Source organism: Pseudomonas sp. 10-1B, from assembly GCF_000935045.1.
Taxonomy (GTDB): domain Bacteria; phylum Pseudomonadota; class Gammaproteobacteria; order Pseudomonadales; family Pseudomonadaceae; genus Aquipseudomonas.
This window is the reverse complement of the sequence record NZ_JYKS01000053.1, coordinates 1-25,966: the sequence shown is the minus strand read 5'-3', so window position 1 is coordinate 25,966 and position 25,966 is coordinate 1. Positions and strand designations below refer to the sequence as shown.

General features: G+C 62.0%; 18 protein-coding genes and 1 riboswitch. Of the genes, 15 read left to right on the top strand and 3 right to left on the bottom strand.

What is annotated here, in order from left to right:
• Window positions 1-221: 221 nt before the first annotated feature.
• From TZ03_RS24065 to TZ03_RS24055, 4 genes are all read left to right on the top strand, one after another.
• Window positions 222-2,369: a type I secretion system permease/ATPase gene (locus tag TZ03_RS24065; RefSeq protein ID WP_051100858.1), complete on the top strand. Its 2,148-nt coding sequence runs from the start codon at window positions 222-224 to the stop codon at window positions 2,367-2,369.
• Window positions 2,366-3,784, top strand: coding sequence for an HlyD family type I secretion periplasmic adaptor subunit (locus TZ03_RS24060; protein WP_051100850.1), 1,419 nt, complete (start codon window positions 2,366-2,368; stop codon window positions 3,782-3,784). Before TZ03_RS24065 ends, TZ03_RS24060 begins: the two co-directional genes overlap by 4 nt.
• The gene (locus tag TZ03_RS30745; protein WP_152645529.1) at window positions 3,785-4,546 is read left to right on the top strand and encodes a hypothetical protein; all 762 of its coding nucleotides are present in this window, start codon (window positions 3,785-3,787) and stop codon (window positions 4,544-4,546) included. It begins immediately after the preceding gene.
• A 536-nt stretch (window positions 4,547-5,082) separates the two neighbouring features.
• The gene (locus TZ03_RS24055) at window positions 5,083-9,981 is read left to right on the top strand and encodes a S8 family serine peptidase (protein WP_051100849.1); all 4,899 of its coding nucleotides are present in this window, start codon (window positions 5,083-5,085) and stop codon (window positions 9,979-9,981) included.
• Between the two features lie 157 nt (window positions 9,982-10,138).
• On the opposite strand, the gene TZ03_RS24050 is transcribed toward TZ03_RS24055, so the two are convergent.
• Window positions 10,139-11,572, bottom strand: a complete 1,434-nt coding sequence (locus TZ03_RS24050; RefSeq protein WP_051100848.1) for a TolC family outer membrane protein — start codon at window positions 11,570-11,572, stop codon at window positions 10,139-10,141.
• A gap of 160 nt (window positions 11,573-11,732) precedes the next feature.
• Window positions 11,733-11,839: riboswitch (TPP riboswitch) on the top strand.
• Window positions 11,840-11,993: 154 nt separating this feature from the next.
• Here TZ03_RS24050 and thiC point away from each other — a divergent pair.
• Window positions 11,994-13,874: a phosphomethylpyrimidine synthase ThiC gene (gene thiC / locus TZ03_RS24045; protein WP_051100847.1), complete on the top strand. Its 1,881-nt coding sequence runs from the start codon at window positions 11,994-11,996 to the stop codon at window positions 13,872-13,874.
• Window positions 13,875-14,039: 165 nt separating this feature from the next.
• Complete coding sequence (gene cytX / locus TZ03_RS24040) at window positions 14,040-15,323, top strand: putative hydroxymethylpyrimidine transporter CytX (protein WP_051100846.1); 1,284 nt, start codon at window positions 14,040-14,042, stop codon at window positions 15,321-15,323.
• Here the strand turns inward: cytX and TZ03_RS24035 are convergent.
• Complete coding sequence (locus tag TZ03_RS24035) at window positions 15,292-16,038, bottom strand: RsiV family protein (RefSeq protein WP_051100845.1); 747 nt, start codon at window positions 16,036-16,038, stop codon at window positions 15,292-15,294. The two genes, cytX and TZ03_RS24035, sit on opposite strands and share 32 nt — an antisense overlap.
• A gap of 185 nt (window positions 16,039-16,223) precedes the next feature.
• Here TZ03_RS24035 and TZ03_RS24030 point away from each other — a divergent pair, with 185 nt between their 5' ends.
• From TZ03_RS24030 to TZ03_RS23990, 9 genes are all read left to right on the top strand, one after another.
• Window positions 16,224-16,841 carry an NUDIX domain-containing protein gene (locus TZ03_RS24030; protein ID WP_051100844.1) on the top strand — a complete coding sequence of 206 codons (618 nt, stop codon included), beginning with the start codon at window positions 16,224-16,226 and terminating at the stop codon, window positions 16,839-16,841.
• Window positions 16,832-17,284, top strand: coding sequence for a DUF1249 domain-containing protein (locus TZ03_RS24025; RefSeq protein WP_051100843.1), 453 nt, complete (start codon window positions 16,832-16,834; stop codon window positions 17,282-17,284). Before TZ03_RS24030 ends, TZ03_RS24025 begins: the two co-directional genes overlap by 10 nt.
• A 13-nt stretch (window positions 17,285-17,297) precedes the next feature.
• On the top strand, window positions 17,298-18,098 hold the full coding sequence (cpdA, locus tag TZ03_RS24020; protein ID WP_051100842.1) for a 3',5'-cyclic-AMP phosphodiesterase: 801 nt from the start codon (window positions 17,298-17,300) through the stop codon (window positions 18,096-18,098).
• A 147-nt stretch (window positions 18,099-18,245) separates the two neighbouring features.
• Window positions 18,246-18,854 carry a YqiA/YcfP family alpha/beta fold hydrolase gene (locus TZ03_RS24015; protein WP_051100841.1) on the top strand — a complete coding sequence of 203 codons (609 nt, stop codon included), beginning with the start codon at window positions 18,246-18,248 and terminating at the stop codon, window positions 18,852-18,854.
• Window positions 18,855-18,889: 35 nt separating this feature from the next.
• Complete coding sequence (parE, locus tag TZ03_RS24010; RefSeq protein WP_051100840.1) at window positions 18,890-20,794, top strand: DNA topoisomerase IV subunit B; 1,905 nt, start codon at window positions 18,890-18,892, stop codon at window positions 20,792-20,794.
• Window positions 20,791-21,777, top strand: a complete 987-nt coding sequence (locus TZ03_RS24005; protein WP_051100839.1) for an esterase-like activity of phytase family protein — start codon at window positions 20,791-20,793, stop codon at window positions 21,775-21,777. Before parE ends, TZ03_RS24005 begins: the two co-directional genes overlap by 4 nt.
• Window positions 21,774-22,292, top strand: coding sequence for a TIGR02281 family clan AA aspartic protease (locus TZ03_RS24000; protein WP_051100838.1), 519 nt, complete (start codon window positions 21,774-21,776; stop codon window positions 22,290-22,292). The genes TZ03_RS24005 and TZ03_RS24000 overlap by 4 nt, the downstream gene beginning before the upstream one ends.
• A 10-nt stretch (window positions 22,293-22,302) precedes the next feature.
• On the top strand, window positions 22,303-24,561 hold the full coding sequence (gene parC / locus TZ03_RS23995; protein ID WP_051100837.1) for a DNA topoisomerase IV subunit A: 2,259 nt from the start codon (window positions 22,303-22,305) through the stop codon (window positions 24,559-24,561).
• A gap of 172 nt (window positions 24,562-24,733) precedes the next feature.
• Window positions 24,734-25,441: a membrane integrity-associated transporter subunit PqiC gene (locus tag TZ03_RS23990; protein WP_051100857.1), complete on the top strand. Its 708-nt coding sequence runs from the start codon at window positions 24,734-24,736 to the stop codon at window positions 25,439-25,441.
• A 395-nt stretch (window positions 25,442-25,836) separates the two neighbouring features.
• On the opposite strand, the gene TZ03_RS31630 is transcribed toward TZ03_RS23990, so the two are convergent.
• Window positions 25,837-25,966, bottom strand: a 130-nt coding sequence (locus tag TZ03_RS31630; RefSeq protein ID WP_236692892.1) for a hypothetical protein, incomplete at its 5' end; no start/stop codon positions are given.

Genomic DNA, 25,966 nt, shown 5'->3' with positions numbered 1-25,966 from the left:
ATCCACTCAAATTCCCAGTGGATATATTGGGTGCTGGTAAGTTGCTCCTACAATGAGATGTATAAATTCCTACGCGAAATTTCTCTTCGCTAGGAAACTTCCTGCAAATTAAGTTTTAAAGTCAGAAGTGTCCCACAGGTTTGTCGGAGCCTTGTAGGACGCTTGTCCTATTGCTTCGGGCTAGCATCCTCTCATGTTCTATTTTTACATGAGGTGGTGTGGTGCCTGATTTGTCTGGCGGGTGTAATAGCGATCCTGTTGAAAGTGGGTTGGCGTGTCTGGTCACGCTGGCGCGTTATCACGATATAGCCGTCTCCCCCGAGCAGTTACAGCACGATCATTCAGCGGCGGGTGAGCGATTCTCTATTTGCGCACTCCTTCGGGCATTTCAGCAGCTCGGCCTCAAGGCCAAACATCGGAGCATCGACCCCAAACGGCTGCAGCACACGCCATTGCCTGCCATTGCCGTCGATAGGCATGGCGAATACTTCATCATCGCGCGGGTGGAGGGCGAGCAGGTTCTGGTGCAAGATCCGCGTGCCCGTGCGCCGCAAGCGCTGACCCTGGCGGAGCTCGCCGCACGCTGGGCTGGAGAGCTCATTCTGGTTCGCTCCGACGCCCAGCTGCCCCACGGGCTGTCGCGTTTCGACCTGACCTGGTTCATTCCTGCGGTGGTGAAGTACAGGCGGCTCCTGGGTGAAGTGCTCGTCGTTTCCTTGGTCATCCAGATACTGGCGTTACTGACGCCTCTGTTCTTCCAGGTGGTCATGGACAAAGTGCTTGTGCACCGTGGGCTGACGACACTGGATGTTATCGCGCTGGGCTTGTTGGTTGTTGTTGTGTTTGAAACGTTGCTAAGTGGGTTGCGTACTTATGTGGCTGCTCATACGGCGTCAAGGATCGATGTCGAGCTGGGTACGAAACTGTTCAGGCATTTGGTCGATCTACCCATTGCTTACTTTCAGGCCAGGCGGGTCGGTGACTCGGTTGCCCGAGTACGAGAGCTGGAGAACATCAGAAGTTTCTTGACCAATAACAGCATCACGTTGTTGCTGGATGTGCTGTTCACGGTGGTATTTGTCGCGGTCATGTTCCTTTATAGCGGATGGTTGACATTGGTCGTCGTCGCCTCGCTGCCTTTGTATTTTCTCGTATCCCTGGTCGTCACTCCGCTGCTGCGGGCACGGATCGATCAGAGTTTCCAGCGCGGCGCCGAGAACCAGGCCTTTCTAGTCGAGGCGGTGAATGGCATCGATACGCTGAAGTCGATGGCCGTGGAGTCACAGATCAGTCGGCGTTGGAACAGTCAGTTGGCCGCCTATGTGTCGGCAGGCTTCAAGACCCAGAACCTTTCCAATCTCGCGAATGAGAGCGTCGGCCTGATCGGCAAACTGGTCACGGTCGGCACGCTGTGGCTGGGCGCGCGCCTGGTCATCGATGGCGAGCTTACAGTGGGCGAACTGATCGCCTTCAACATGCTTGCAGGGCGGGTGTCGCAACCCATCATTCGCCTGGCTCAGCTCTGGACCAGCTTCCAGCAGACCGGTGTATCGATTCAACGGCTGGGCGACATTCTCAACAACCGTACCGAAGTCAATCAAGGTAAGGGTACGGTACTGCCACCACTTGCCGGGCAGATTGAACTCGATCGGGTGTGCTTTCGTTATCGGCCGGACGGCTGTGAAGTCGTGCGCGATGTCAGCCTGAAGATCGCTGCTGGAGAAGTGATCGGCGTCGTCGGTCGCTCGGGGTCAGGCAAGAGCACGCTGACACGCCTGGTTCAGAGACTGTACTCACCCGAGCGAGGGCGGATATTGCTCGACGGTACTGACCTGGCGGTGGCGGATGTGGCTTCACTGCGTCGGCAGATCGGCGTGGTGCTGCAGGACAACATGCTTTTCCGCCGCAGCGTGCGCGAGAACATTGCCCTCGGCAACCCCGCGGCACCGTTGGAAGAGGTCATCGCCGTAGCCACGCTGGCAGGGGCCCATGAGTTCATCCTTGAACTGCCGGATGGCTATGAAACCCTGCTCGGCGAGCACGGTGCCAGCCTGTCGGGCGGGCAGCGACAGCGCATAGCTATCGCCCGGGCACTGTTCGGCAACCCACGCATCCTGATTTTCGACGAAGCCACCAGTGCGCTGGACTATGAGTCCGAACGCATCATCCAGCAGAACATGGCGCAGATCTGCGCGCAGCGCACGGTGATCATCATTGCTCACCGGCTTTCGGCGGTACGCCATGCCGACCGCATCGTGGTCATGGAGCACGGGGAGATCATCGAGCAAGGGGCTCACGATGAGCTGCTGGGCAATCCACAGGGCGCATACGCCTACCTGCATCGGTTGCAACTCGGGGCCGCTGTATGAATGTGGCATTCAAGGATCTTGCCGAGCGCTACCGGGATGCGTGGAGAGCGGCATGGCGACAGCGTCGACGCATGGACGGCCCCGCCCGTGAACCCGACGAACTGGCTTTCTTACCCGCTGCACTGTCCTTGCAGGAAACGCCAGTGCATCCCTTGCCGCGCTACCTGCAGTGGAGCCTGCTGGTGTTTATCGGGCTGGCGCTTGCCTGGGCTTGCATCGGTGAGATCGATGTCGTGGCCAGCGCCGAAGGCAAGATCGTGCCCAGTGGCAGGAGCAAGTTGATCCAGGCCAGCGAGGTCGCGGTGGTGCAGGCGATCCATGTCGTCGATGGCCAGGCAGTGCGCAAAGGCGATGCGTTGGTCGAGCTGGAAGGGCAGTTGACCGAGGCCGATGTAAAGCGCTTGGGCAGCGAACTGCTGGCGGCGCGGATCGACCAGGCACGAGCCAGCACACTGCTGAGTGCGCTGGACGGCGATGACGCGCCTGCTTCCCTGGCACCACTGATACCGCAGGCCACGGCCGCGCAGCAGGCAAGCGCGCAACGCTGGCTGGAAGGGCAGTACCTCGAGCTTCAGGCCACGTTGGAACAGGCTGATGCCGAAATCGGTCAACGCGCTGCCGAAATCCGTTCTGCCCAGGGCCGGGCTGACGCGCTCCGGCAACTGCTGGTTATCACCCGCCAACTGACGGCGGATTACAAGCTTTTGTTCAGTGAATCGGCCGTGGCCAAGCACACCTACCTGGAAAAGGAACAGGCCCGCTTGGAGCAAGAGCGCGAACTGGCACTCCAGCGCTCACGCATCGACGAGTTGAACGCTGCACGGCTTGCTGCTCAGCACCGTCGAAGCGGTGCCATTGCCCAACTGCGCAGAACCATGCTCGATCTTCACGGTGATGCGCAGCGGCGCATTGCAACCCTTGAACAGGAATTGAACAAGGCCGAGCAGCGCCATCGCCTCAAGGTCCTGACATCACCCGTTGACGGTACCGTCCAGCAATTGGCCATCCATACCCAAGGTGGTGTGGTTACACCCGCGCAGACATTGATGGTCATTGTGCCAACGGGCCAGCCGGTGGAAGTGGAAGTGAAAGTCGAGAACAAGGATATCGGCTTTGTATATCCGGGGCAGCCGGTGGAAGTGAAAGTCGAGACGTTCACGTTTACCAAGTACGGGGTTGTGCCGGGGGTGGTGGAGAGTGTTTCTGATGATGCCATTGAAGATGAGAAGCGGGGGTTGGTTTATAGCGCCCGAGTCCGTCTGGGTAAAGAAATATTGCGTGTAGGAAAAAAGGATATGCCGTTGACGGCGGGTATGTCAGTGCGTGCGGAGGTTATTGTAGATAAGCGCAAGATTATACATTACTTCCTAAGTCCTTTGCAGCGGCATGTGCAGGAAAGTTTGACGGAGCGCTGAATGAATATCAAGAGACTGTTCTATTGCTTGTATGTGTTGGTTTGGAGTTCTCTAAGAGTTTGTGCCGCTGTGCTCTTGCTGGTTCCTGTATTGGCTGTAATTGATATGGTTTGGCAAAGTGAGCCTTGGAATAGGCGGGAGAGGATGACGTCAGATCCGATAGTATGCGGAAAAATATCTGGGGTGGTATATGAGTTTCCTAGGTCGTATTTTCCGTTCTGGCCAGAATACGAAGGCAAAAGTTCTTTCGATTCCGGGTTTGTGAATAATAAGAAAGGCTGCGACGCAAATCTTGTATCCGTTTTTTTATCAATGACTTGGCCGGGGCTTGTACCGGCTGATGATAGGTTGGTATTTCAGCAGGGCTTGGAGCATGAAGGTTTGTTGGTTGCGGTATCACCTGTAACTGCTAGAGAGGGAGATTTACGACTTCAACTCGAATTTTTGTTGAGGAAGAGCCCTAATGGAATATTCGCGCTTGCTGAGTACGATGAGTCAAACAGCCTCTATCGCGTTGAGGGGCGTGACGCAGTATTTGAAAACCATAAAAAACTTATCTACTGGGGCGGTAGGTTAGATGACATTTCTTCTGTGGGTTATTGCAGTTGGCGGCCACGGAAGCCCAACTACTATTCGTGTGAAATGACTTTTGTTGCACTCGGAGATGTGCTGGTTAAGGTAATAATGCGTCCTGACAAGTTAGGGCGATGGATGGAAGTAAAACGCTCGTTGGAACAGTTTTTGATTAATAGTCGAAAGTGAGGTTCTAGATGTCTGGATTGACTGAAGAAGATGTAAAAAATGCCCGGAAAATTTTTGAGTCACAGGGTGTCGGCGAGATGTATGACTATATGGCTATGAAAGGTGATCGGTATGCGGTGCTTGCCAATGGTGTCGCTAAAGGTAATTCCATGGCAGGGTTGGCTGCTATAGATTTCATGAGGCGAACCGAAGCGGATGCCGGGCGGCCTATGAGTGCGGAAGATATTGAACAAGTAAGGTTGGAAATGGGGAAAGCCTATTTGGACCTTCAAGAGCGCAGGGTTAAGGAAGGGACGATTGGTGGTGATCTTGGCCATCTGGAAGTTTGGAAGTTTCACAGTGACGTATTTGAGAAACTAGGTAGGTCGAAAGATGCATGGACTCTTAATTCTGTGTTTGAATTGATGAGGGGTGATGCTCGTGAAAAATACTGGCAAGATGTGCTTGGCTCAGCGGGGGACCTTTGGGAAGAGATAAAGTTGTCTATAACTACGGATAAGGATGTCGCTCTTTCAGCGGCGATTGGTCCAGACCAAATGCGTCCCATGGCCAAGTATTGGAAAGCGCGCATCGATTCACCAGGAGGGGTAGCATCTTTCCTCTTTTCTATAGCTGAAGTCACGGGAAAGAACATCGCGGACGTAATTTCCGATCTCATTGATTCTGGTGTGAAAGAGCCTGCACTCCCAGTTTTGAACATCGAAATCACTCCCACAACCGAATCCCGTCGCGACCTGCAAGGCCAAGATGACATCCGCAACGACGTCTCCAATGGCTACGTTGACCGTCGCTTGACCCACAGTATCGCCTTCACCGACAAAACCCTCGACAACACCGACTTCACCTCCGCCCAGTTGGGCAGCTTGACCACCGGGGGTATCCGCCCCGGCGAGATCCAGATCGACCCCAACGTGCGGCCGAACCAGCACCTGGCCCAGTTCTATCGGGAGGGTAGCGAACAGCCGGACTTCAGCCTGCGTAACGCAGTCGTGCTCAACGGGCTGGCGGCAATGACTACGGTGAACACCTTCGTCGACCCTCTGCTACTCGATCTGAGCGGGCAAGGTGTAGGCTTGGCCGGTATCGAGGACGGCGTGCTGTTCGATGTCGATAACAGCGGTACGTTACGCCGTACAGGCTGGGCAGATCGTGTGACCGGCATGCTGGTACATGACAACGGCACCGGGCAGGTGAGCAACATCAGCCAACTGTTTTCCGAATACTACGGAGGCAAAGCCGGTAGCGATGGCAACTCCGGCGAAACACCGTTCAAAGATGGCTTCGCCGCACTGGCAAGCGTGGACGCCAATGCCGATGGCGCCATCAACGTTGAAGATGCTGTCTGGTCGCAATTGAAGGTGTGGGTCGATGGCAACCACGACGGGCGGGCCGATGCCGGCGAATTGAAGGGTTTGCAGGAGCATGGCATTAGCCAAATCAAGCTCGGTCAGGTCGAGTCAGTGGGTGAAACACGCCAGGGGAACCAGGTCATCTCCCGCGGAGCGTTCACAATCAATGGTGAGGACCGGGAAGTGCTGGCGGTCAAGTTCCTGGCTGATACCGTCGGCAACCGGGTCGAGGCTCAGGAGGGCGGAACGTTGCTAACCTCTTCAAGCGGGCAGACATCCCGGCGTGCCTATGTCAGCCAGAGTCCTCAAGGCAGCACGCTGGACGCTGCAGCGCTCGGAGTGGACACGCTGTACGGCGCCGCAGGCGATGATGTCCTGACCGCAGCCCCGGGCGGCAGCTGGTTGGTTGGCGGCGGTGGCAGCAATACATACAACGGCGGGGCGGGCGATGATGTATTCGTGATCAGTGCCACTGACGACTGGGCGAACATGCACGGCAATGGCGGGCGTGACACGGCGCTGATCGTAGGGGAGCAGGGCGTTGGGCTGAACATGGCCAAGGCCGGGTTGACCATCGCGCAAGGAGGGCGGGGTAGGGACATCATCGCCAGCGGCGGTCAACGCGGAGTTTTCATCAAAGGCGGCTCGGGCGATAGCTTGCTGATCGGTGGCGGCGGCAACGATGTGCTGGTCGGCGGTACAGGCCAAAACGACATCATTGGCGGTACCGGCAAGTCGGTGATCTACGCAGGTCCCAAGGGTGATCGTATCCAGGCCTCGGCGGGCGGAAGCATCATTTACGCCGGTGGCGGCGTGGACCGGATCACCGGCGGGGCAGCCGACGATGTGATCGAAGCTGGCCGTGGCGATGCCGTGATCGATGGCGGCGCGGGAACCAACCTGGTCACCTTGCACGGCGCCCACGACGAATATCTGATTGTCCGCACTGAATCCGGTTACCAGATTACCGACAAGGTTGCGGAGCGAGACGGCCACCTGACCCTGAGCAACATCCAGAAGCTCAGCTTTGCCGACATTGCCGCCGTGGACCTGCTGGCCTCCGGCGCGCTGCCTATTGGCGATACCCTGCTGCCGGAGCAGATGTCCACATTCGCTACCACACCAACCGCCCTGATCGTTCCAGCCTCGGCGTTGCTGACCAACGACCAGGCGCTCAATAGCAGTGGCCCGCTGCGCATTGCCTCGGTAAGCGATGCCAAGGGCGCGACAGTGCGTTTGACCGAGCAGGGTGATGTGGAGGTGACGCCATTAGCGGGCCATGACGCAGATGTCAGCTTCCGCTATGACCTTGTAGATGCCGCGGGCAATCCATCACTGACCGTGATGAACGTAGCCAGTGGCGCATCGGCCCCCCTGCGTGCAAGGGTTACGCTGCGCCACGGGCAGTCGCCTGGCGACCCGCTGTCGTCACGGCAGTGGTACCTCGATGAGATCGACGTTCAACCTGTATGGCGCGACTTCACCGGCAAGGGGGTACGGATCGGTCAGTTCGAACCCGGTGGCCAGTTCGCCGTCCAGCCGGAAATTTTCGATGTCGAGCATCCCGACCTCAAGCCGAACATCGACCCTGTCTGGCTGCAGACTCAGCGCACCAACGGTACGTTACCTGCCTTGGCCTCCAACCATGCAACCCAGGTAGCCGGCGTGATGGTTGGCGCGCGCAATGATCAAGGCGGGATCGGTATCGCCTATGATGCGAAGCTTGGTGGGCACTACTTGGCCAATAGCGGTGCGGACCTGACGGGTTTAGGGCAGATGGTCAACTACGACATCGCCAACAACAGCTGGGGCTTCACGCAGGAGTTCGCCCTCGGCAATGTTGCGGACGGTACTGTCGACACGGCCCTGGCCTTGGCCTTCAGCGCTACCCTGGCAGCCACCAATGGCCGTGGCGGGTTGGGCACCATCATCGTCGCCTCGGGCGGCAACCAGCGTGACAAGGGCGGTAGTGCACAGGGCTCGTTGACCAACAACACCCGCCATGCCATCGAGGTGGCGGCGATCAATGCCAAGGCAGATCTCTCGGTGCTACAGGCGGCAGATGCACCTTTTTCCAACCCGGGTGCAAGCCTGCTGGTCGCTGCCCCAGGCAGCCAGGTCTGGTCCAGCGGCGTCAGCCTTATGGCGGAGCGCGGCGCCACGGTGGGCAGTGCCTACAGTGCAACCCAAGGTACCAGCTTCGCCGCACCGATCGTGTCGGGCGTAGTGGCCTTGATGCTGCAAGCCAATCCCGGGCTAGGTTACCGGGACGTGCAACAGATTCTTGCTTTGTCGGCGCGCAAAGTCGATGACCCGTCCACGCAATGGGCCTACAACAGCGGGCAAAACTGGAATGGCGGCGGTATGCACGCCAGCCACGATTACGGCTTTGGCATGATTGACGCGCGTGCGGCCGTGCGCCTTGCCGAGTCGTGGAGCGGCCAGGCCAGCAAAACCAATGAGCGCCTGTTGACGGCCAGCAGTGAGGCGTTGGCGCGACCGGTCGCCGCAGGGCAGGTCGAGACGTTGTCCCTGACCCTGCCGACGGGTGTGCTGGTGGAGCACGTCGAAGTCGATATCCACTCGACAGTGGGTCGTCTCGGCGACATGACGCTCACCCTGATATCACCTGGTGGCACGCGCAGTGTGCTGCTCGATCGTTCAGGTAAAGCGCCGGGGTCTGGTGAGGACGATGCTGGCAATCCACGCGCAGGGGCATTCAAGTATGGCTTCATGTCGACCCACCATCGTGCGGAGCGCTCAACGGGTGAGTGGCGGCTTGAGGTGCGCAATGCCAGCAACGGTCTGCCGCTGACGCTCGATAGTTGGGCCTTGCGTGTCATTGGCAGCCCTGGCAGTGAGGATGATGTGTATTACTACACGGATGAGTACGCCCAGGTCGTGGCCGAGCATACTGGGCGAGCGGTGTTGGACGATGCTGTCGGAGGCACTCCTGGCGGCCGCAACACCCTCAATGCAGCAGCTGTTCGCGCCAGTGTGTCGGTGGACCTGAACAGTGGCACTGCCAACATCGCCGGTGCGGCGCTGACGATTGTGCCAGGCTCGGTACACAACTTGATCAGTGGCGATGGCGACGACACCCTGGTGGCCGGCCCCATTGCCGCGCTGCTCGATGGGGGGCGCGGTTACAACGTGCTCAAAGGTGGTGCCGGTACCGATCGATACGTTATCCACCGGCGCTCTGCCGGGATCGATGTGGTGGAGCATTTCGACGCTTCGCGAGAAATCATCGATTTGATTGGCTTCGGCGGCAAGGCTTTAGCCGACTTTCCAATGCGTCAGGATGGTGCTGCAGTCGTGATCGATCTGGGCGATAAGCAGACACTGAGATTTGCGGATAAAGCAGTCGCCGAACTACAGCCAGATAACTTCCGCTTCACCGATAGCTTCATTGCGGCGCCTGGCTATTTCGAGGGCGATCCCGAGGCTCAGCCACCACAACCCGCCAGTGGCACTGTATTGCTCAGCGGCGGGGCAGGCGGCGTGTCACTTGCGACAGATGAAACAGGGCAGTTGGTCGCCTCGCTGACAGGCGTGATCTACGGGCGTGACAGTGTTGCCCCCAGCGTTTTCGTGGTGGCGAAGCAAGCCGATGTGAGCGACTACAAGAATGCGCTGCGTGGGTTCAGGCATGGCATCGACAAAATCGACCTGGCTCAAGTGGGCGTCAACCGTTTCGAAGATCTGAAAATCAGTAAATCCGACCGCTTCAACCTCAATGGTTTTTCCCAGATACACGGTGTAGAAGTCGGCTATCAAACATCGGCAGGTCAGGACAGTGTTGTAAAGCTGCTCTACCTGGATGCACTCGAGGTCGCTCAGGTTACGGCAGAGGACTTCGTATTCGCACAGCCAGCCGTGGTTACTGCTGAAGGGGAGGCGGTGGTGCCTGAAGCTGTAGCCCTATCAGCGGCGCCAGCCTCGCCTCTGGTCGAGCATGGGTTGCCGAATCTGGGCAACCTGATAGATGCCATGGCGGCGTTTGCCCCTGAGCCAGCGGGTTCCGTACTGTTTGGGGACGTGTCGGCACAGCGCATCGATTCGACCATTGCGGTGGCGGCCTAGCCATTGGGCGCGGTACTCCGCTCGCCGACATAAGCCGGTGCCTACACCGCGCTGGCTTCTTCGCGGGCTCGCCCGCTCCCACAGGATTGATGCATGGCTCGAGGGCTGCGCAAACTCTGTGGGAGCGGGCGAGCCCGCGAAGAATGCAACACCTATCTCAAGGCCTACGCTCGAAGTTCTTGGCCGCGGCAGCAGCCAGGTCTGGCGGCAGGAAGTCCTTGTCTGGGTTGTAGTCTGGCTTCAGGTAGCGCTTGAGGTCTTGCAAGTCTTGCGGGCTCAGAGTGCCAGCCGCCTGCTTCAGGCTCAGGTTGTCGAGGATGTAGTCATAGCGGCTGTTGTTGTAGTCCCGCACCGAGGTGTACAGCTGGCGCTGGGCATCGAGCACGTCAACGATGTTGCGGGTACCGACCTGGTAGCCGATTTCGGTGGCTTCCAGCGCGCTCTGGTTGGAGATGATCGACTGCTTGCGCGCCTGCACCTGTTCCACGTCGGTGTTCACCGCGCGGTGCAGGTTGCGGGTGTTTTCCACCACCTGGCGGCGCAGGCTCTCGCGCTGTTGCTCGCTCTGGCTCAGGCGCTGGTAGGCCTCGCGTACCTGCGAGCTGGTCAGGCCGCCGCTGTAGATCGGGATGTTCAACTGCAGGCCGATGCTGGTCTGCTCGACGTCGCCGCTGTAGCGCACACCCAGTTGCGAAGGGTTGGTGAAGCCAAGGCTATCGTTATCACCTTTCTGGTACTTGGCCACCGCATCCAGGGTCGGTGCGTGGCCGGCCTTGCGCTGGCGCAGGGTCTCTTCGGCGGCGGCGACCGCGTGGTTGGTGGCCAGCAGGTTGAGGTTCTGGCGCCCGGCGGTTTCGACCCAGGCCTTGGCGTCGTTGGGCGTAGGCACCTGCACCGGCAGGGTATGCACCACACCCTGAATCGAGGTGTACTCGCGATTGGTCAGGGTCACCAGCGCCTCGAAGGCATCCTGTACCTGGCGTTCGGCGATGATCCGGTTGGCCCGCGCCGTATCGTAGCTGGCCTGGGATTGCAGGACGTCGGTCTTGTCCGACAGGCCTACATCGAAGCGCTCGTTGGACTGGTCCAGCTGGCGCTTGAACGCGGCTTCCTCGGCCTTGGTGGCGGCCAGGTTGTCCTGGGCGCGGAGCACGGCGAAGTAGTTCTGCGCCGTTTGCAGGATCAGGTTCTGCTCGGTGGCCGACAGCTCCAGCGCCGCCTGTTCGTTGACCGCCTCGGCAGCCTGCAACTGGAACCAGCGGTCAGCGCGGAAGATGGGCTGGGCCAGGGTCGCGCTCCAGGAGTTGCCACTGCGGTTGGAGGTAATGGAGGGCTCGTCCAGCTTGGTGCGAGTGTTCATCATTTCGGCACTGGCCGACAGGTTCGGCAGCAACCCGGCGCGGGCCTGGGGCACCACTTCGCGGCGGGCGCCATAATCGGCGCGGGCGGCTGCCAGGTCGGCGTTGTTGTCCACCGCTTCCTGGTAGACGCTGACCAGGTCGGTCTTCACTGTCGGGAGCACGTCCGCTGCCCAGACCACTCCGTTGGACGCACAAGACACGGCTATCGCCAGTGAGAGTTTGCGCAGCATAGAGGCAATCCTTGTACGAAATTGAATTACTGAACTGTTGAGTATCGAGCGATGGGCCAGTGTAGTGCCATGCGCAACCGGCAACAATCGCCCGGTGTGCCTTTCATCATCCGCGCATTTACCCGCTTGGCTTTGCCGACCACTCCAGTCTAGACTGCGCATGTTCTTGTCGGGGTGCCTTGAAGCAAAGGCTGAGATCGCAGAGGTGCGGATCCCGTTGAACCTGATCAGGTTAGCGCCTGCGTAGGGAACAAGATTGCTCGCCTTCCCGGGGAGCCTCTTGTGCCAGGTCCGGGAATGTCACAGCTGCATGCAGCTTCAGGCACCCCATATCCGGCACTGCACCCATCGATGGGTGCGTCCGCGCTTTTCAGGTTCGCCCCGACATTCCACTGCTAGGAAGCCGTCTGGAGAGCCTGTGATGACCAAACAAGAAAAAGCGATCAACCTCAGCGAATCGGCACAAGTCGATCAGCAGTCCGTGCAACCGTTCCCGCGCTCGCGCAAGGTTTATGTCGAAGGCTCGCGCCCAGACATTCGCGTGCCCATGCGCGAAATCAGCCTGGATGACACCCCGACCGATTTTGGTGGCGAAAGCAACGCGCCGGTACTGGTCTACGACACTTCCGGCCCGTACACCGACCCCAACGTGATCATCGACGTGCGCAAGGGCCTGGCCGATGTGCGTTCGGCATGGATCGACGCCCGCGGTGACACCGAGCGCCTGGATGGCCTGAGCTCCGACTTTGGCCAGCAGCGCCTGAACGATGCCGACCTGGCCAAGCTGCGTTTCGCCCACGTGCGTAACCCGCGCCGTGCCAAGGCGGGCGCCAACGTCTCGCAGATGCACTATGCCCGCCAGGGCATCATCACCGCCGAGATGGAATACGTGGCCATCCGCGAGAACATGAAGCTGCAAGAGGCCCGCGCCGCTGGCCTGCTCAACGAGCAGCACGCCGGCCACAGCTTCGGTGCCAATATCCCGAAAGAGATCACCCCAGAGTTCGTCCGCCAGGAAATCGCCCGTGGCCGCGCGATCATCCCGGCCAACATCAACCACCCGGAAGTGGAGCCGATGATCATCGGCCGCAACTTCCTGGTGAAGATCAACGGCAACATTGGCAACAGCGCCCTGGGTTCCTCGATCGAGGAAGAAGTGGCCAAGCTGACCTGGGGCATCCGCTGGGGTTCGGACACGGTCATGGACCTGTCCACCGGCAAGCACATCCACGAAACCCGCGAGTGGATCATCCGCAACTCGCCGGTGCCGATCGGTACCGTGCCGATCTACCAGGCCCTGGAGAAGGTAGGCGGCGTGGCCGAAGACCTGACCTGGGAGCTGTTCCGCGACACCCTGATCGAGCAGGCCGAGCAGGGCGTGGACTACTTCACCATCCACGCCGGTGTGCTGCTGCGCTATGTGCCGCTGACCGCCAAGCGCGTTACCGGTATCGTCAGCCGTGGCGGCTCGATCATGGCCAAGTGGTGCCTGGCACACCACAAGGAAAACTTCCTGTACACCCACTTCGACGAAATCTGCGAAATCATGAAGGCCTACGACGTCAGCTTCTCGCTGGGCGATGGCCTGCGCCCCGGCTCGATTGCCGACGCCAACGATGCCGCGCAGTTCGGTGAGCTGGAAACCCTCGGCGAGCTGACCAAGATCGCCTGGAAGCACGACGTGCAGTGCATGATCGAAGGCCCTGGGCACGTGCCGATGCAGTTGATCAAGGAGAACATGGACAAGCAGCTGGAGTGCTGCGACGAGGCGCCGTTCTACACCCTCGGCCCGCTGACTACCGATATTGCCCCTGGCTACGACCACATCACCTCGGGCATTGGTGCTGCGATGATCGGCTGGTTCGGTTGCGCCATGCTCTGCTACGTCACGCCCAAGGAGCACCTCGGCCTGCCGAACAAGGACGACGTCAAGACCGGCATCATCACCTACAAGATCGCCGCGCATGCCGCCGACCTTGCCAAAGGCCACCCGGGCGCGCAGATTCGCGACAACGCCCTGTCCAAGGCGCGTTTCGAGTTCCGTTGGGAAGACCAGTTCAACCTCGGCCTGGACCCTGACACCGCCCGCGCCTTCCACGACGAGACCCTGCCCAAGGAATCAGCCAAGGTCGCGCACTTCTGCTCGATGTGCGGGCCGAAGTTCTGCTCGATGAAGATCACCCAGGAAGTGCGTGAATACGCCGCCAAGATCGAAACCGTGGACGTGACGGTTGAAGAGGGCATGCGCGAGCAGGCCGAGCGGTTCCGCCAGGAAGGCAGCCAGCTGTACCACAAAGTCTAAGACCGCTGGGGCCGCTTTGCGGCCCTTTCGCGACGCAAGGCCGCTCCCACAGAGGCCGCGCAAGGCTCGATGCCGGCGCGGTTTTTGTGGGAGCGGCCTTGCGTCGCGATACGAGGACGAAGTCCTCGCCAGGAACACCAACAACATTGCCGGCGAGCGCCAACCATGACATCACCCAGCCAATTCTCCCCCGACCACCCGGTCCCCACCCACCAGCGCATCTTCGGCGCCCGTGACCTGTTCTCGTTGTGGTTCTCCCTCGGCATCGGCCTGATGGTGCTGCAGGTCGGTGCCATGCTGGCGCCTGGCCTTGGCCTTGCCGGCGCGGTATTGGCCATCGCCCTGGGTACTGGTGTAGGCGTGCTGTTGCTGGGCGCCGCCGGTGTCATCGGCAGCGATACCGGCCTTTCCGCCATGGGTACCCTGAAACTCAGCCTGGGCAGCCACGGCACCCGCTTGCCGGCACTGCTCAACCTGCTGCAACTGGTGGGTTGGGGCGCGTTCGAGATCATCGTCATGCGCGATGCCGCCAGCCTGCTGGGTGCGCGGGCGTTCGGCGCAGACAGTGCCTGGAACAGCCCGATGCTCTGGACCCTGTGCTTCGGTGCCCTGGCCACCTTGCTGGCGGTTAGTGGGCCGCTGGCGTTCGTGCGCAAGGTGCTGCGCGCCTGGGGTATCTGGTTGCTGCTGGGGGCATGCCTGTGGCTGACCTGGAACCTGTTCGCCAAGGCCGACCTGGCTGCGCTGTGGAACCGCGCCGGGGATGGTTCGATGTCGCTGGCGGTGGGCTTCGACATCGTCATTGCCATGCCATTGTCCTGGCTGCCGCTGATCGCCGACTACTCGCGTTTCGCCCGCAACGGCAAGCATGTATTCGGCGGTACGGTAGTGGGCTACTTCATCGGCAACACCTGGTTGATGAGCCTGGGCGTGGCTTACACCCTGGCCTTCGCCGCCAATGGCGAGGTCAATGCCCTGCTGCTGGCCCTGGCGGGCGCCGGCATGGGTATCCCGCTGCTGCTGATTTTGCTGGACGAGTCGGAAAAGGCTTTCGCCGACATCCACTCGGCAGCCGTTTCCACCGGCGTGCTGGTGCGCGTGAAGGTCGAACACCTGGCGCTGGCCATCGGTGTGCTGTGCACCCTGATCGCCCTGCTGGCGCCGCTGGCACAGTACGAAAACTTCCTGCTGCTGATCGGTTCGGTGTTCGCCCCGCTGTTCGGCGTGGTGCTGATGGACCACTACGTGATCCGTCGCCGTCGCCTGCCGGCGCAGGTAGGTGGCTTGCACTGGCAGGCGCTGCTGGCCTGGGTGGTGGGCGTGGCGGCGTACCATGTGATCGCCACACAGGCGCCGGACCTGGGGGCGACCCTGCCGGCATTGCTGCTGGCAGGGCTACTGCACGGGTTGCTGAGCCTCAGCCGCGGCCGGGAAACAGTTCAGGCTTGAGCACGCCGTTCAGGCGTGGGTAGGGGATCTTCAATTCCACGTGGCCCATGGAGTAGGGCGCGATGGCATAGACCTCGTACTTGACCACCATCGCGCCGTACGTCAGGGCGACGTGCGGCGACTTCTTGAACGGCCAGGTCTTGACGAACTCGGCGTCCTTGTCCATCCCCACGCTCATCAACCAGGCGCGGTGCGACTCCTCGACGGTTTTCCAGAAGGTGTCTTCCTGGCCGGGTAGCAGCATGTCCTGCAGGGTCAGTACCTTGTCCAGCTTGCGCGAATAGTTGATGAAGCCGCGCCCGGGCATGCCGTGGGCGCCGCCGCTGTCCAGGTAGCTGGACAATTCGATGATCACCAACCCGTCATGCTGCTCGCGTACCTTGGCCTGCAGGTAGCTGCTGTTGCGCTTGTCGGCGCTGGCCAGGTATTGCTGCTCATAGGCTTGCAGGGTGGTCGGTGCGTTGCCGTGCTGGTTGTCTTCGGTCAACTGCAGCAGGCGCTTTTCGACGATGCTGTCGAGCTTGGGCAGCGCCGGGAAGTGGACAGTGTCGATGTTCACCAGCGGGCAGTCGCTTTCGCTACAGCCTGGCTTCACGTGCTCCCAGGCATCGCGCTTGACCTCGAGCGGCGCCCGGTAGTTGGGCGTGAACAGGCTCTGGCAGGCGCTCAGGGCCAATGCCAGCACAGCCACGGAAGTCAGTTTGACAAGTGTCATGTTGGTCCTTGCAGAACAGGGAGAAGTCGGCCTTTGACCGTCGGCGCGGCCTTCAGTTCGCCACTAAGCTAACAGAGAGAGAACGTGCTGTCCCGAGTGCGCGAACGGTTGCCGGAAAGGGATGAAACCGGCAGGCGTGCAGAGTAGGATGGCGCGATGCGGTATTCGAGGTAATGAGGGTTGCCATGTCAGACGCGTTGAATTCAGTGCCCAAGAGCTTCGATATCATCGAGCGGGCCAATTGCTTCCAGGGTTTTTACAAGCTCGACAAGCTTCGTTTGCGCCATGAACTGTTCGCCGGCGGCATGGGCCGCGAGATCAGCCGCGAACTGTTCGTGCGCCACGATGCCGTGTGTGTGCTGCCCTACGACCCGCAGCGCGATGAAGTGGTGCTGATCGAGCAGTTCCGCGTGGGCGCCCTGAGCAAGGCCGACAACCCCTGGCTGATCGAAATGGTTGCCGGGTTGATCGACAAGGACGAGCAGCCCGAGGAAGTCGCCCATCGCGAAGCCGAGGAAGAAGCCGGCCTGGCCTTCAGCGCCCTGTGGCCGATGACCCGTTACTTCCCGTCGCCCGGCGGCAGTGACGAATACGTCCACCTGTTCCTCGGTCGTTGCAGCAGCGAGGGCGCGGGCGGACTGCATGGGCTGGAAGAAGAGGGCGAGGATATTCGCGTGCGCGTGTGGTCGTTCGAGGATGCCTTGCAGGCGGTGCGCGACGGGCGCATCTGCAACGCGGCGACCATCATCGGCCTGCAATGGCTGGCGCTGAACCGTGATGAAGTACGAGGTATGTGGAAGTGAACCTGCTGCGCGAGCGCTATCGAGTCGACCTGGTCGGGCTGCAGGCAGCCTGCGAGGCCAACTACGCCCGGCTGATGCGGCTGTTGCCCGATATGCGCACCACCCAGAGCTCGCGCCGCATCGGCATGACCCAGGGCGACCAGATGCTCGGCGTGCTGGTGCTCGACGTGGTGCTGGCCTGCCCGTACACCACCACCCTGCACGTGCGCCAGGAGCATAGCCTGCCATGGTTGCCGGTACCGCACATGGAGGTTCAGGTGTACCACGATGCGCGCATGGCCGAAGTGGTCAGTGCCGAACATGCCCGGCGCCTGCGCAGCATCTACCCCTATCCCAATGCGGCCATGCACCAGCCGGACGAAAAGGCCCAGCTCAACCTGTTCCTGGGTGAATGGCTGAGCCACTGCCTGGCCTGTGGCCACGAACTGGCAAGCGTTCGCTGAAAGGAGACGGCCGTTGCCGCAACTAGACTCGACTCGCCCTGTCCATGTAGTGCAATTGACCGATGCCCACCTGTTCGCCGATCCGGCGGGTACCATGCTGGGGCTCAACACCCGCGATAGCCTGCAGCATGTGGTGGCCCAGGCGCGCCGGCAGCAGCCGCTTGTCGACCTGCTGTTGTGCACCGGGGATCTGTCCCAGGACGCCAGCGTGGCCTCCTATGAAGCGTTCCGTGAGCTGACTGCGCCGTTCGCTGTGCCCAGCCGCTGGTTGCCGGGCAACCATGACGAGGCCCAGGTCATGGCGCAAGTGGCCCCGGAGCTGGTGCAAGCGGTAACCGATATCGGCGCCTGGCGTGTCGTCATGCTCAACACCGCCGTGCCTGGCGCGACGCACGGTTTGCTGGCGGATGAGCAACTGGCATTGCTGGAGGCAGCCTTGAAAGAGGCGGGCGAGCGGCATTGCCTGGTATGCGTCCACCATCAGCCGGTGGACATCGGCTGCGCCTGGATTGCGCCGATTGGCTTGCGCAATGCCCAGGCCCTGTTCGCTATCGTCGAGGGTTATCCACAGGTGCGGGCCTTGCTGTGGGGGCATGTGCACCAGGAATGGGATGAAATGCGCGGCGGCCGGCGCCTGCTGGCCACGCCATCGACCTGCATCCAGTTCGCGGCACGCAGCGAGGACTTCAAGGTCAGCGAGGAGCAGCCAGGTTATCGTTGGTTGCGCCTGCATGCCGATGGGCGGCTGGAGACCGGGGTGGAGCGGGCGCTGGATTTCGAAGTTAAGCTCGACTTCGATAGCCCGGGGTATTGAAGAATCAGGGGCTGCGCAGCAGCCCCGGCTTTCTTGAAGAAATTGTTGCGAAACCCGTGACACTGCGTCAAAACCCGGCGAACGCGTTACACTGCGCGTCCCTGCGTCCGCATCACCGGGCGCGAAGCCGCAGATTCCGGGGGCAGCATGTCGGGTTCCATCCTCTATATCCATGGCTTCAACAGCTCGCCGCTTTCGACCAAGGCGCGCCAACTCGAGGCCGTGATGCAACAACTGGGCATGTCGGCCCAGCTGCGTGTGCCCGCCTTGCACCATCACCCACGCCAGGCCATCGCCCAGCTCGAAAGCGCCATCGCCGAACTCGGCGCGCCCTTGCTGGTGGGCAGTTCGCTCGGCGGCTACTATGCCACCCATCTGGCCGAGCGCCATGGCCTCAAGGCCCTGCTGGTGAACCCGGCGGTAACGCCGCACAAGCATTTCGACGGCTACCTGGGCACCCAGCGCAACCACTACAGCGGTGAAACCTGGGAGCTGACCCACGATCACGTGCAGGCCCTGGCCGAACTGGAAGTACCGCCCCCGGTGGACGCCAGCCGCTATCAAGTGTGGTTGCAGACTGCCGATGAAACCCTGGACTATCGCCACGCCGAGCGCTATTACCGTGCATGTGCCCTGCGCATCCAGGCCGGTGGCGACCACAGCTTCCAGGGCTTCGCCGAGCGCCTGCCGGCACTGCTGGCCTTTGCCGGCATTGCCCGTGGGCAGTATGCGGCGCTCGATTTTTCTGTATTTTGACTTTTTTGCATTCACCAGACTGACGACGAGACCCCATGGCCAATCCCAGCGCTAGCGCCTATAACGCAGACGCCATCGAAGTCCTCTCGGGCCTTGACCCGGTCCGCAAGCGGCCAGGCATGTACACCGATACCAGCCGCCCCAACCACCTGGCCCAGGAAGTCATCGACAACAGTGTCGACGAAGCCCTGGCCGGTCACGCCCGTTCGGTGCAGGTCATCCTCCATGCCGACCACTCCCTGGAAGTCAGCGATGATGGCCGCGGCATGCCGGTGGACATCCACCCGGAAGAGGGCGTGTCCGGGGTCGAACTGATCCTCACCAAGCTGCACGCTGGCGGCAAGTTCTCCAACAAGAACTACCAGTTCTCCGGTGGCCTGCACGGTGTGGGCATTTCGGTGGTCAACGCCCTGTCGACCCAGGTGCGCGTGCGCGTCAAGCGTGACGGCAACGAATACCAGATGACTTTCGCCGATGGTTTCAAGGCCAGCGAGCTGGAAGTGGTCGGCTCGGTTGGCAAGCGCAACACCGGCACCAGCGTGTATTTCAGCCCCGACCCCAAGTACTTCGATTCGCCAAAGTTTTCCATCAGCCGCCTCAAGCATGTGCTCAAGGCCAAGGCCGTGCTGTGCCCGGGCCTGTTGGTCAGCTTCGAGGACAAGGCCAGCGGCGAAAAGGTCGAATGGCACTACGAGGACGGCCTGCGCTCCTACCTGGTCGACTCGGTCAACGAGTTCCTGCGCCTGCCCGACGAGCCGTTCTGCGGCAGCCTGGCCGGTAACAAGGAGGCGGTCGACTGGGCCCTGCTGTGGCTGCCCGAGGGCGGCGACAGCATCCAGGAAAGCTACGTCAACCTGATCCCCACCGCCCAGGGCGGCACCCACGTCAACGGCCTGCGCCAAGGCCTGCTGGATGCCATGCGCGAGTTCTGCGAGTTCCGCAACCTGCTGCCGCGCGGGGTGAAGCTGGCGCCGGAAGACGTCTGGGAACGCATCACCTTCGTGCTGTCGATGAAGATGCAGGACCCGCAGTTCTCCGGGCAGACCAAAGAGCGCCTGTCGTCGCGCGAGGCGGCTGCCTTCGTCTCCGGCGTGGTCAAGGACGCCTTCAGCCTGTGGCTCAACGCCCACCCCGAGCTGGGCATGCAACTGGCAGAGTTGGCCATCAGCAACGCCGGCCGGCGTCTGAAGGCCAGCAAGAAGGTCGAACGCAAGCGCATCACCCAAGGCCCGGCGCTGCCCGGCAAGCTGGCCGATTGCGCCGGCCAGGACCCGATGCGCGCCGAACTGTTCCTGGTCGAGGGTGACTCGGCCGGTGGCTCGGCCAAGCAGGCCCGCGACAAGGAGTTCCAGGCGATCCTGCCGCTGCGCGGCAAGATTCTCAACACCTGGGAGGTGGACGGTGGCGAAGTCCTGGCCAGCCAGGAGGTGCATAACATCGCCGTGGCCATTGGCGTCGACCCGGGTGCCACCGACCTGGCGCAATTGCGCTACGGCAAGATCTGCATCCTCGCCGACGCCGACTCCGACGGCCTGCACATCGCCACGCTGCTGTGCGCGCTGTTCGTCCAGCACTTCCGGGCGCTGGTCGAGGCCGGGCATGTATATGTGGCCATGCCGCCGCTGTACCGCATCGACCTGGGCAAGGAAATCTACTACGCACTCGATGAAGCCGAACGTGACGGCATCCTCGATCGCCTGGTGGCCGAGAAGAAGCGCGGCAAGCCGCAGGTCACCCGCTTCAAGGGCCTGGGCGAAATGAACCCGCCACAGCTGCGCGAAACCACCATGGACCCGAACACCCGGCGCCTGGTGCAGCTGACCCTGGACGACGTGCAGGCCACCTGCGAGCTGATGGACAAGCTGCTGGCCAAGAAACGCGCCGGTGATCGCAAGAGCTGGCTGGAAACCAAGGGCAACCTGGCCGAGGTCATGGTTTGATTCGGCGGTTTCTGGCCGCCTGCCTGGCGCTGGTTGCCTTGCCGAGCCTGGCGGGCAACTGGCCGGAGTTGAAGCTGAGTGCCGAGCACCCGATCGACGGCATGCGTGCTGGCAACCTGTCTGGCATGGTGGCGTGCCGGGGCGGGCTGTGGGGCGTGTCCGACCGCGACGACGACCGCATCTACCGGTTCGACCAGCAAAACCCGACCTGGCGCGCGCAACCGCTCACCTTCACCCCGCCGCCGGTACCGGAAAGCGGCCTGCCGTGGGGCCTGAAGGCGCGCAACTGGGCGGTATCGCATATCCGCGGTGGCGAGCTGGATTTCGAAGGCATCACCTGTGACCAGGCGGGCAACCTGTACCTGGCCAGCGAGGCCCATGCTGCCGTGCTGCAGCTACCGCTCGAAGGCGAGCCGGACTGGTTGAAGATCGACCCGGCGATGGTGCGTCAAGCCCGGGCCAGCGGCATGCTGCTGAACTTCAATGCCTTGTTCGAGGGCCTGGCGATCAACCCGGCGGGCGACCGCCTGTGGCTGGCCGCCGAGCGCGAGCGCCGCGGCCTGGTGGCCATCGAGCGGCAGCAATCGGTGTGGACCTGCGGGCGCAGCTGCGTGTTGCTGAGCGAAGCCGGGGTCGAGATGCAACCGCCGCAGATGCCCGAGGCTCGGGCGCTGTCGCGCGACTTCTCCGACCTGGCCTGGTTCGAAGGCAAGCTGTTCACCCTGGAGCGCAACGCCTACCGGATCTGCCGGCGTGACGCCGACAGTGGCAAGGTCGAGCGCTGCTGGTCGTTCGCGGCCGACGCCCTGGTCGAGTCACGCCGCTACGCGCAACCGTTCGGCCTGGCCGAGGCCTTGGTGATCGATGCCAAGGGTGCCTGGATCGGCCTGGACAACAACAACGGCGCCCGCGCCGATGGCGAGGCGCGCCCGATCGTCTGGCGCTTCGACGCGCCGCAGGGCGGCTGGAGCGCCAAGCCGTGAGCCAGGCACCGGGCAAGCGTGCCGGCAAGGTACTGATGATCGTCGCCTGGGCGGCGGCGTTGTTCCTCGCCACGCGCTTCTTTGGCCAGTGGGAAGACAGCCAGCGCAACCCCAATGCCCAGGTGCAGTCGTCGCATGGCGACGGTTTTATCGAGGTGCGCCTGCTGGGCAACGGCCAGGGCCACTTCGTGCTGGATGGCGCGATCAACGGCCAGGTCGTGCATTTCATGCTCGATACCGGTGCCACCGACGTGGCGATCCCCGAGGCGCTGGCCAGCGACCTGGGCCTACGGCGGGGTAGCCCGGTGCTGCTCAGCACCGCCAACGGCCGTACCGAAGGCTACCGCACGCGTCTGGCCAGCCTGCAACTGGGCGATATCCACCTGCAGGACGTGCGCGCCATCGTGGTGCCAGGCCTGGACGGGCAAACCGTATTGCTGGGCATGAGTGCCCTGAAACAACTTGAATTTACCCAGCGCGGCGGCACCATGCTGCTGCGCCAGAACCTGAAATGACGAGGCCCGCATGAGCGACTCACTGGAACTCAGCCTGGACGGCGTCGAACGCCGCTCGCTGGCTGACTTCACCGAACAGGCCTACCTCAACTACTCCATGTACGTGATCATGGACCGCGCCCTGCCGCACATCGGCGATGGCCTGAAGCCGGTGCAGCGCCGCATCGTCTACGCCATGAGCGAGTTGGGGCTCGATGCCGATGCCAAGCACAAGAAGTCGGCGCGTACCGTCGGTGACGTGCTCGGCAAGTTCCACCCCCACGGCGACTCGGCCTGCTACGAGGCCATGGTGCTGATGGCGCAGCCGTTCAGCTATCGCTACACCCTGGTCGACGGCCAGGGTAACTGGGGTGCGCCGGACGATCCGAAGTCGTTCGCCGCCATGCGCTACACCGAGGCGCGGCTGTCGCGCTACGCCGAAGTGCTGCTCAGCGAAGTCGGCCAAGGCACCGTGGACTGGGTGCCCAACTTCGACGGCACCTTGCAGGAGCCGGCCGTGCTGCCGGCGCGCCTGCCCAACATCCTGCTCAACGGCACCACCGGTATCGCGGTGGGCATGGCCACCGACGTGCCGCCGCACAACCTGCGCGAAGTGGCCAGCGCCTGCGTGCGCCTGCTCGACGAGCCCAAGGCCAGCATCGAGCAGCTGTGCGAGCATATCCAGGGGCCGGATTACCCGACCGAGGCTGAAATCGTCACGCCGCGGGCCGAAATCCTCAAAATGTACGAAAGCGGCCGCGGTTCTATCCGCATGCGCGCCGTGTACCGTGTCGAAGATGGCGACATCGTCGTCACCGCGCTGCCGCACCAGGTCTCCGGAGCCAAGGTGCTGGAGCAGATCGCCGCGCAGATGCAGGCCAAGAAGCTGCCAATGGTCGCCGACCTGCGCGACGAATCGGACCACGAGAACCCCTGCCGCATCGTCATCATTCCACGCTCCAATCGTGTGGACGCCGACGAGCTGATGCAGCACCTGTTCGCCACCACCGACCTGGAAAGCAGCTATCGGGTCAACGTCAACATCATCGGCCTCGATGGGCGGCCGCAGTTGAAAAACCTGCGGGCGATACTGCTGGAGTGGCTGGAGTTCCGCACCAATACCGTTCGCCGCCGCCTGCAGCACCGCCTGGACAAGGTAGAGAAGCGCCTGCACCTGTTGGAGGGCTTGCTCACCGCATTCCTCAACCTGGATGAAGTGATCCACATCATTCGTACCGAGGAGCATCCCAAGCAAGCCCTGATCGCCCGCTTCGACCTGACCGAGATCCAGGCCGACTACATCCTCGAGACCCGCCTGCGGCAGCTGGCGCGCCTGGAAGAGATGAAGATCCGCGGCGAGCAGGACGAACTGCTCAAGGAACAAGCCAAGCTGCTGGCCCTGCTGGGCAGCGAGGCGAAGTTGCGCAAGCTGGTGCGCAGCGAACTGATCAAGGATGCCGAAACCTATGGCGATGACCGCCGCTCGCCGATCGTCGAGCGCGCCGAAGCCAAGGCCCTGTCGGAAAACGAACTGATGCCGACCGAGCCGGTTACCGTGGTGCTCTCGGAAAAGGGCTGGGTGCGTTGCGCCAAGGGCCATGAGATCGACGCCACAGGCCTGTCCTACAAGGCCGGCGATGGCTTCAAGGCCGCCGCCGCCGGGCGCTCCAACCAGTTTGCCGTGCTTATCGACTCCACTGGCCGCAGTTACTCGCTGGCCGCCCACAGCCTGCCCTCGGCGCGAGGCCAGGGCGAGCCGTTGACCGGTCGCCTGACCCCGCCGCCGGGGGCTACCTTCGAATGCGTGCTGTTGCCGGAAGACGACGCGCTGTATGTGGTAGCGTCGGACGCCGGCTACGGTTTCGTGGTCAAGGGTGAAGACCTGCAAGCCAAGAACAAGGCCGGCAAGGGTTTGCTTAGCCTGCCCAACGGGGCCAAGGTCATGACCCCGCGCCCGGTGGCCAGTCGCGAGCAAGACTGGCTGGCGGCGGTCACTACCGAAGGCCGCCTGCTGGTGTTCAAGGTCAGTGACTTGCCTCAGCTGGGCAAAGGAAAGGGCAACAAGATCATTGGCGTGCCCGGCGATCGGGTGGCCAGCCGCGAAGAATTTGTCACCGATATTGCGGTGATCGCCGAAGGCGCGACCCTTGTATTGCAAGCTGGCAAGCGTACCCTGTCGCTGAAAGCGGACGACCTGGAACATTACAAGGGCGAGCGCGGACGGCGCGGCAGCAAGCTGCCACGCGGCTTCCAGCGGGTCGATGGGTTGCAGGTGGAAGGGCCGGCGTAACCGCTTGAAATGTCTGGAACGGCAATTTCAGCGCCGTTCCGGGCAGAAATGCTGGAGTCGGGCGGTTATTTCGCGGATGATATGGCCCTTGCGGTGCCGGCGTGGCCGTGTGCCCGTTTGAATCTACATGTATCACTGCGGTGTGCCTGCTGGCGACCGCCTGGATGGGATGATGAAATTTCTGCGCCTTCCATTTGCGCTGTTGATGACTGGCCTGCTGGGCCTTGGCGGGTGCTCCATGCACCAGCCGGTTGCCCTGTACCAGCTCGACAGCGGTGATCCTGGCCAGCCTTCGCAGAGCGCGGGCATGGCCGTGGTGCTCGGCCCGGTATCGGTGGCCGACTACCTGCAACGCGAGACGTTCCTGCAACGTCAGGCCGATGGCAGCCTGAGCGCGGCGACCGACGGTCGTTGGGCTGGCAGCCTTTCGTCGGATATCGACCAGCTGCTGGTGCGCCAGCTTGCCTGGCGCCTGGACAGCCAGCGCGTGGTGCTGGCGCCGGCGACCGCCGGTTTCAGCCCGGATGTGCAAGTGCTGCTGTCGATCACCCGCCTGGACTCGGGCAAGAACCAGCCGGCAATCCTGGATGCCCAGTGGCGCCTGCTGGACCGCCGTGGCCATGTGCGTGACAACCGCATCGTTCACCTCGAGCAGCAGCACGAGGGCAGCGAGGCATCGCAGGTGCAGGCTCAGGGCCAATTGCTGCAGAAGCTGGCCGAACAGCTGAGCACCGCGGTCAAGCCGCTGGCCAATCAGCCGGCGCTTGCCGAAGAGCAGCCGAAAAAGCCCGCGCCGGTACAGGTGAAGAAGGGACCGGAGAAATCCAAGATCCCGATGGCTTCGCCGATCCGTACCGATATGGAAGTCTATCGGTTCTGATCGAAGTGCCAGATACGAAAAAGCCCGCATCGTTGCGGGCTTTTTCGTATCTGCGGTTGACGCGGACTTTGTGGGAGCGGCCTTGTGTCGCGATAGGGCTGCGTAGCAGCCCCAGCAATTTGTGCAATATCGCTAAACCCTGGGGCCGCGCTGCGGCCCTATCGCGACGCAAGGCCGCTCTCATAGAACAACACATAACTTATTGATTTAGCAGGGTCCTTGTGGGAGCGGGCGCGCCCGCGAACACCGGCGTAGCCGGTGCCAGCCACCGCGTTGGATTCTTCGCGGGCACGCCCGCTCCCACACAGGCCGCGTCGCGCTTACGAATTGAGTTCTCTCCGCGACAGCGCAGCCCGTAGGGCTGGGTGATCTCCCACAGGTGTCGTGCAGGCCTGTCAGGCCCTGCGCTCGTGCATCCGTGCCAGTTGCCGTTCCAGCATCGACGGGTAGGGCTCCATCAAGCGCTCCACGCAGCAAGCTCCCTCGGGGCTGGCAATCGGACGAATGCGGGCACGCTGGCGAATC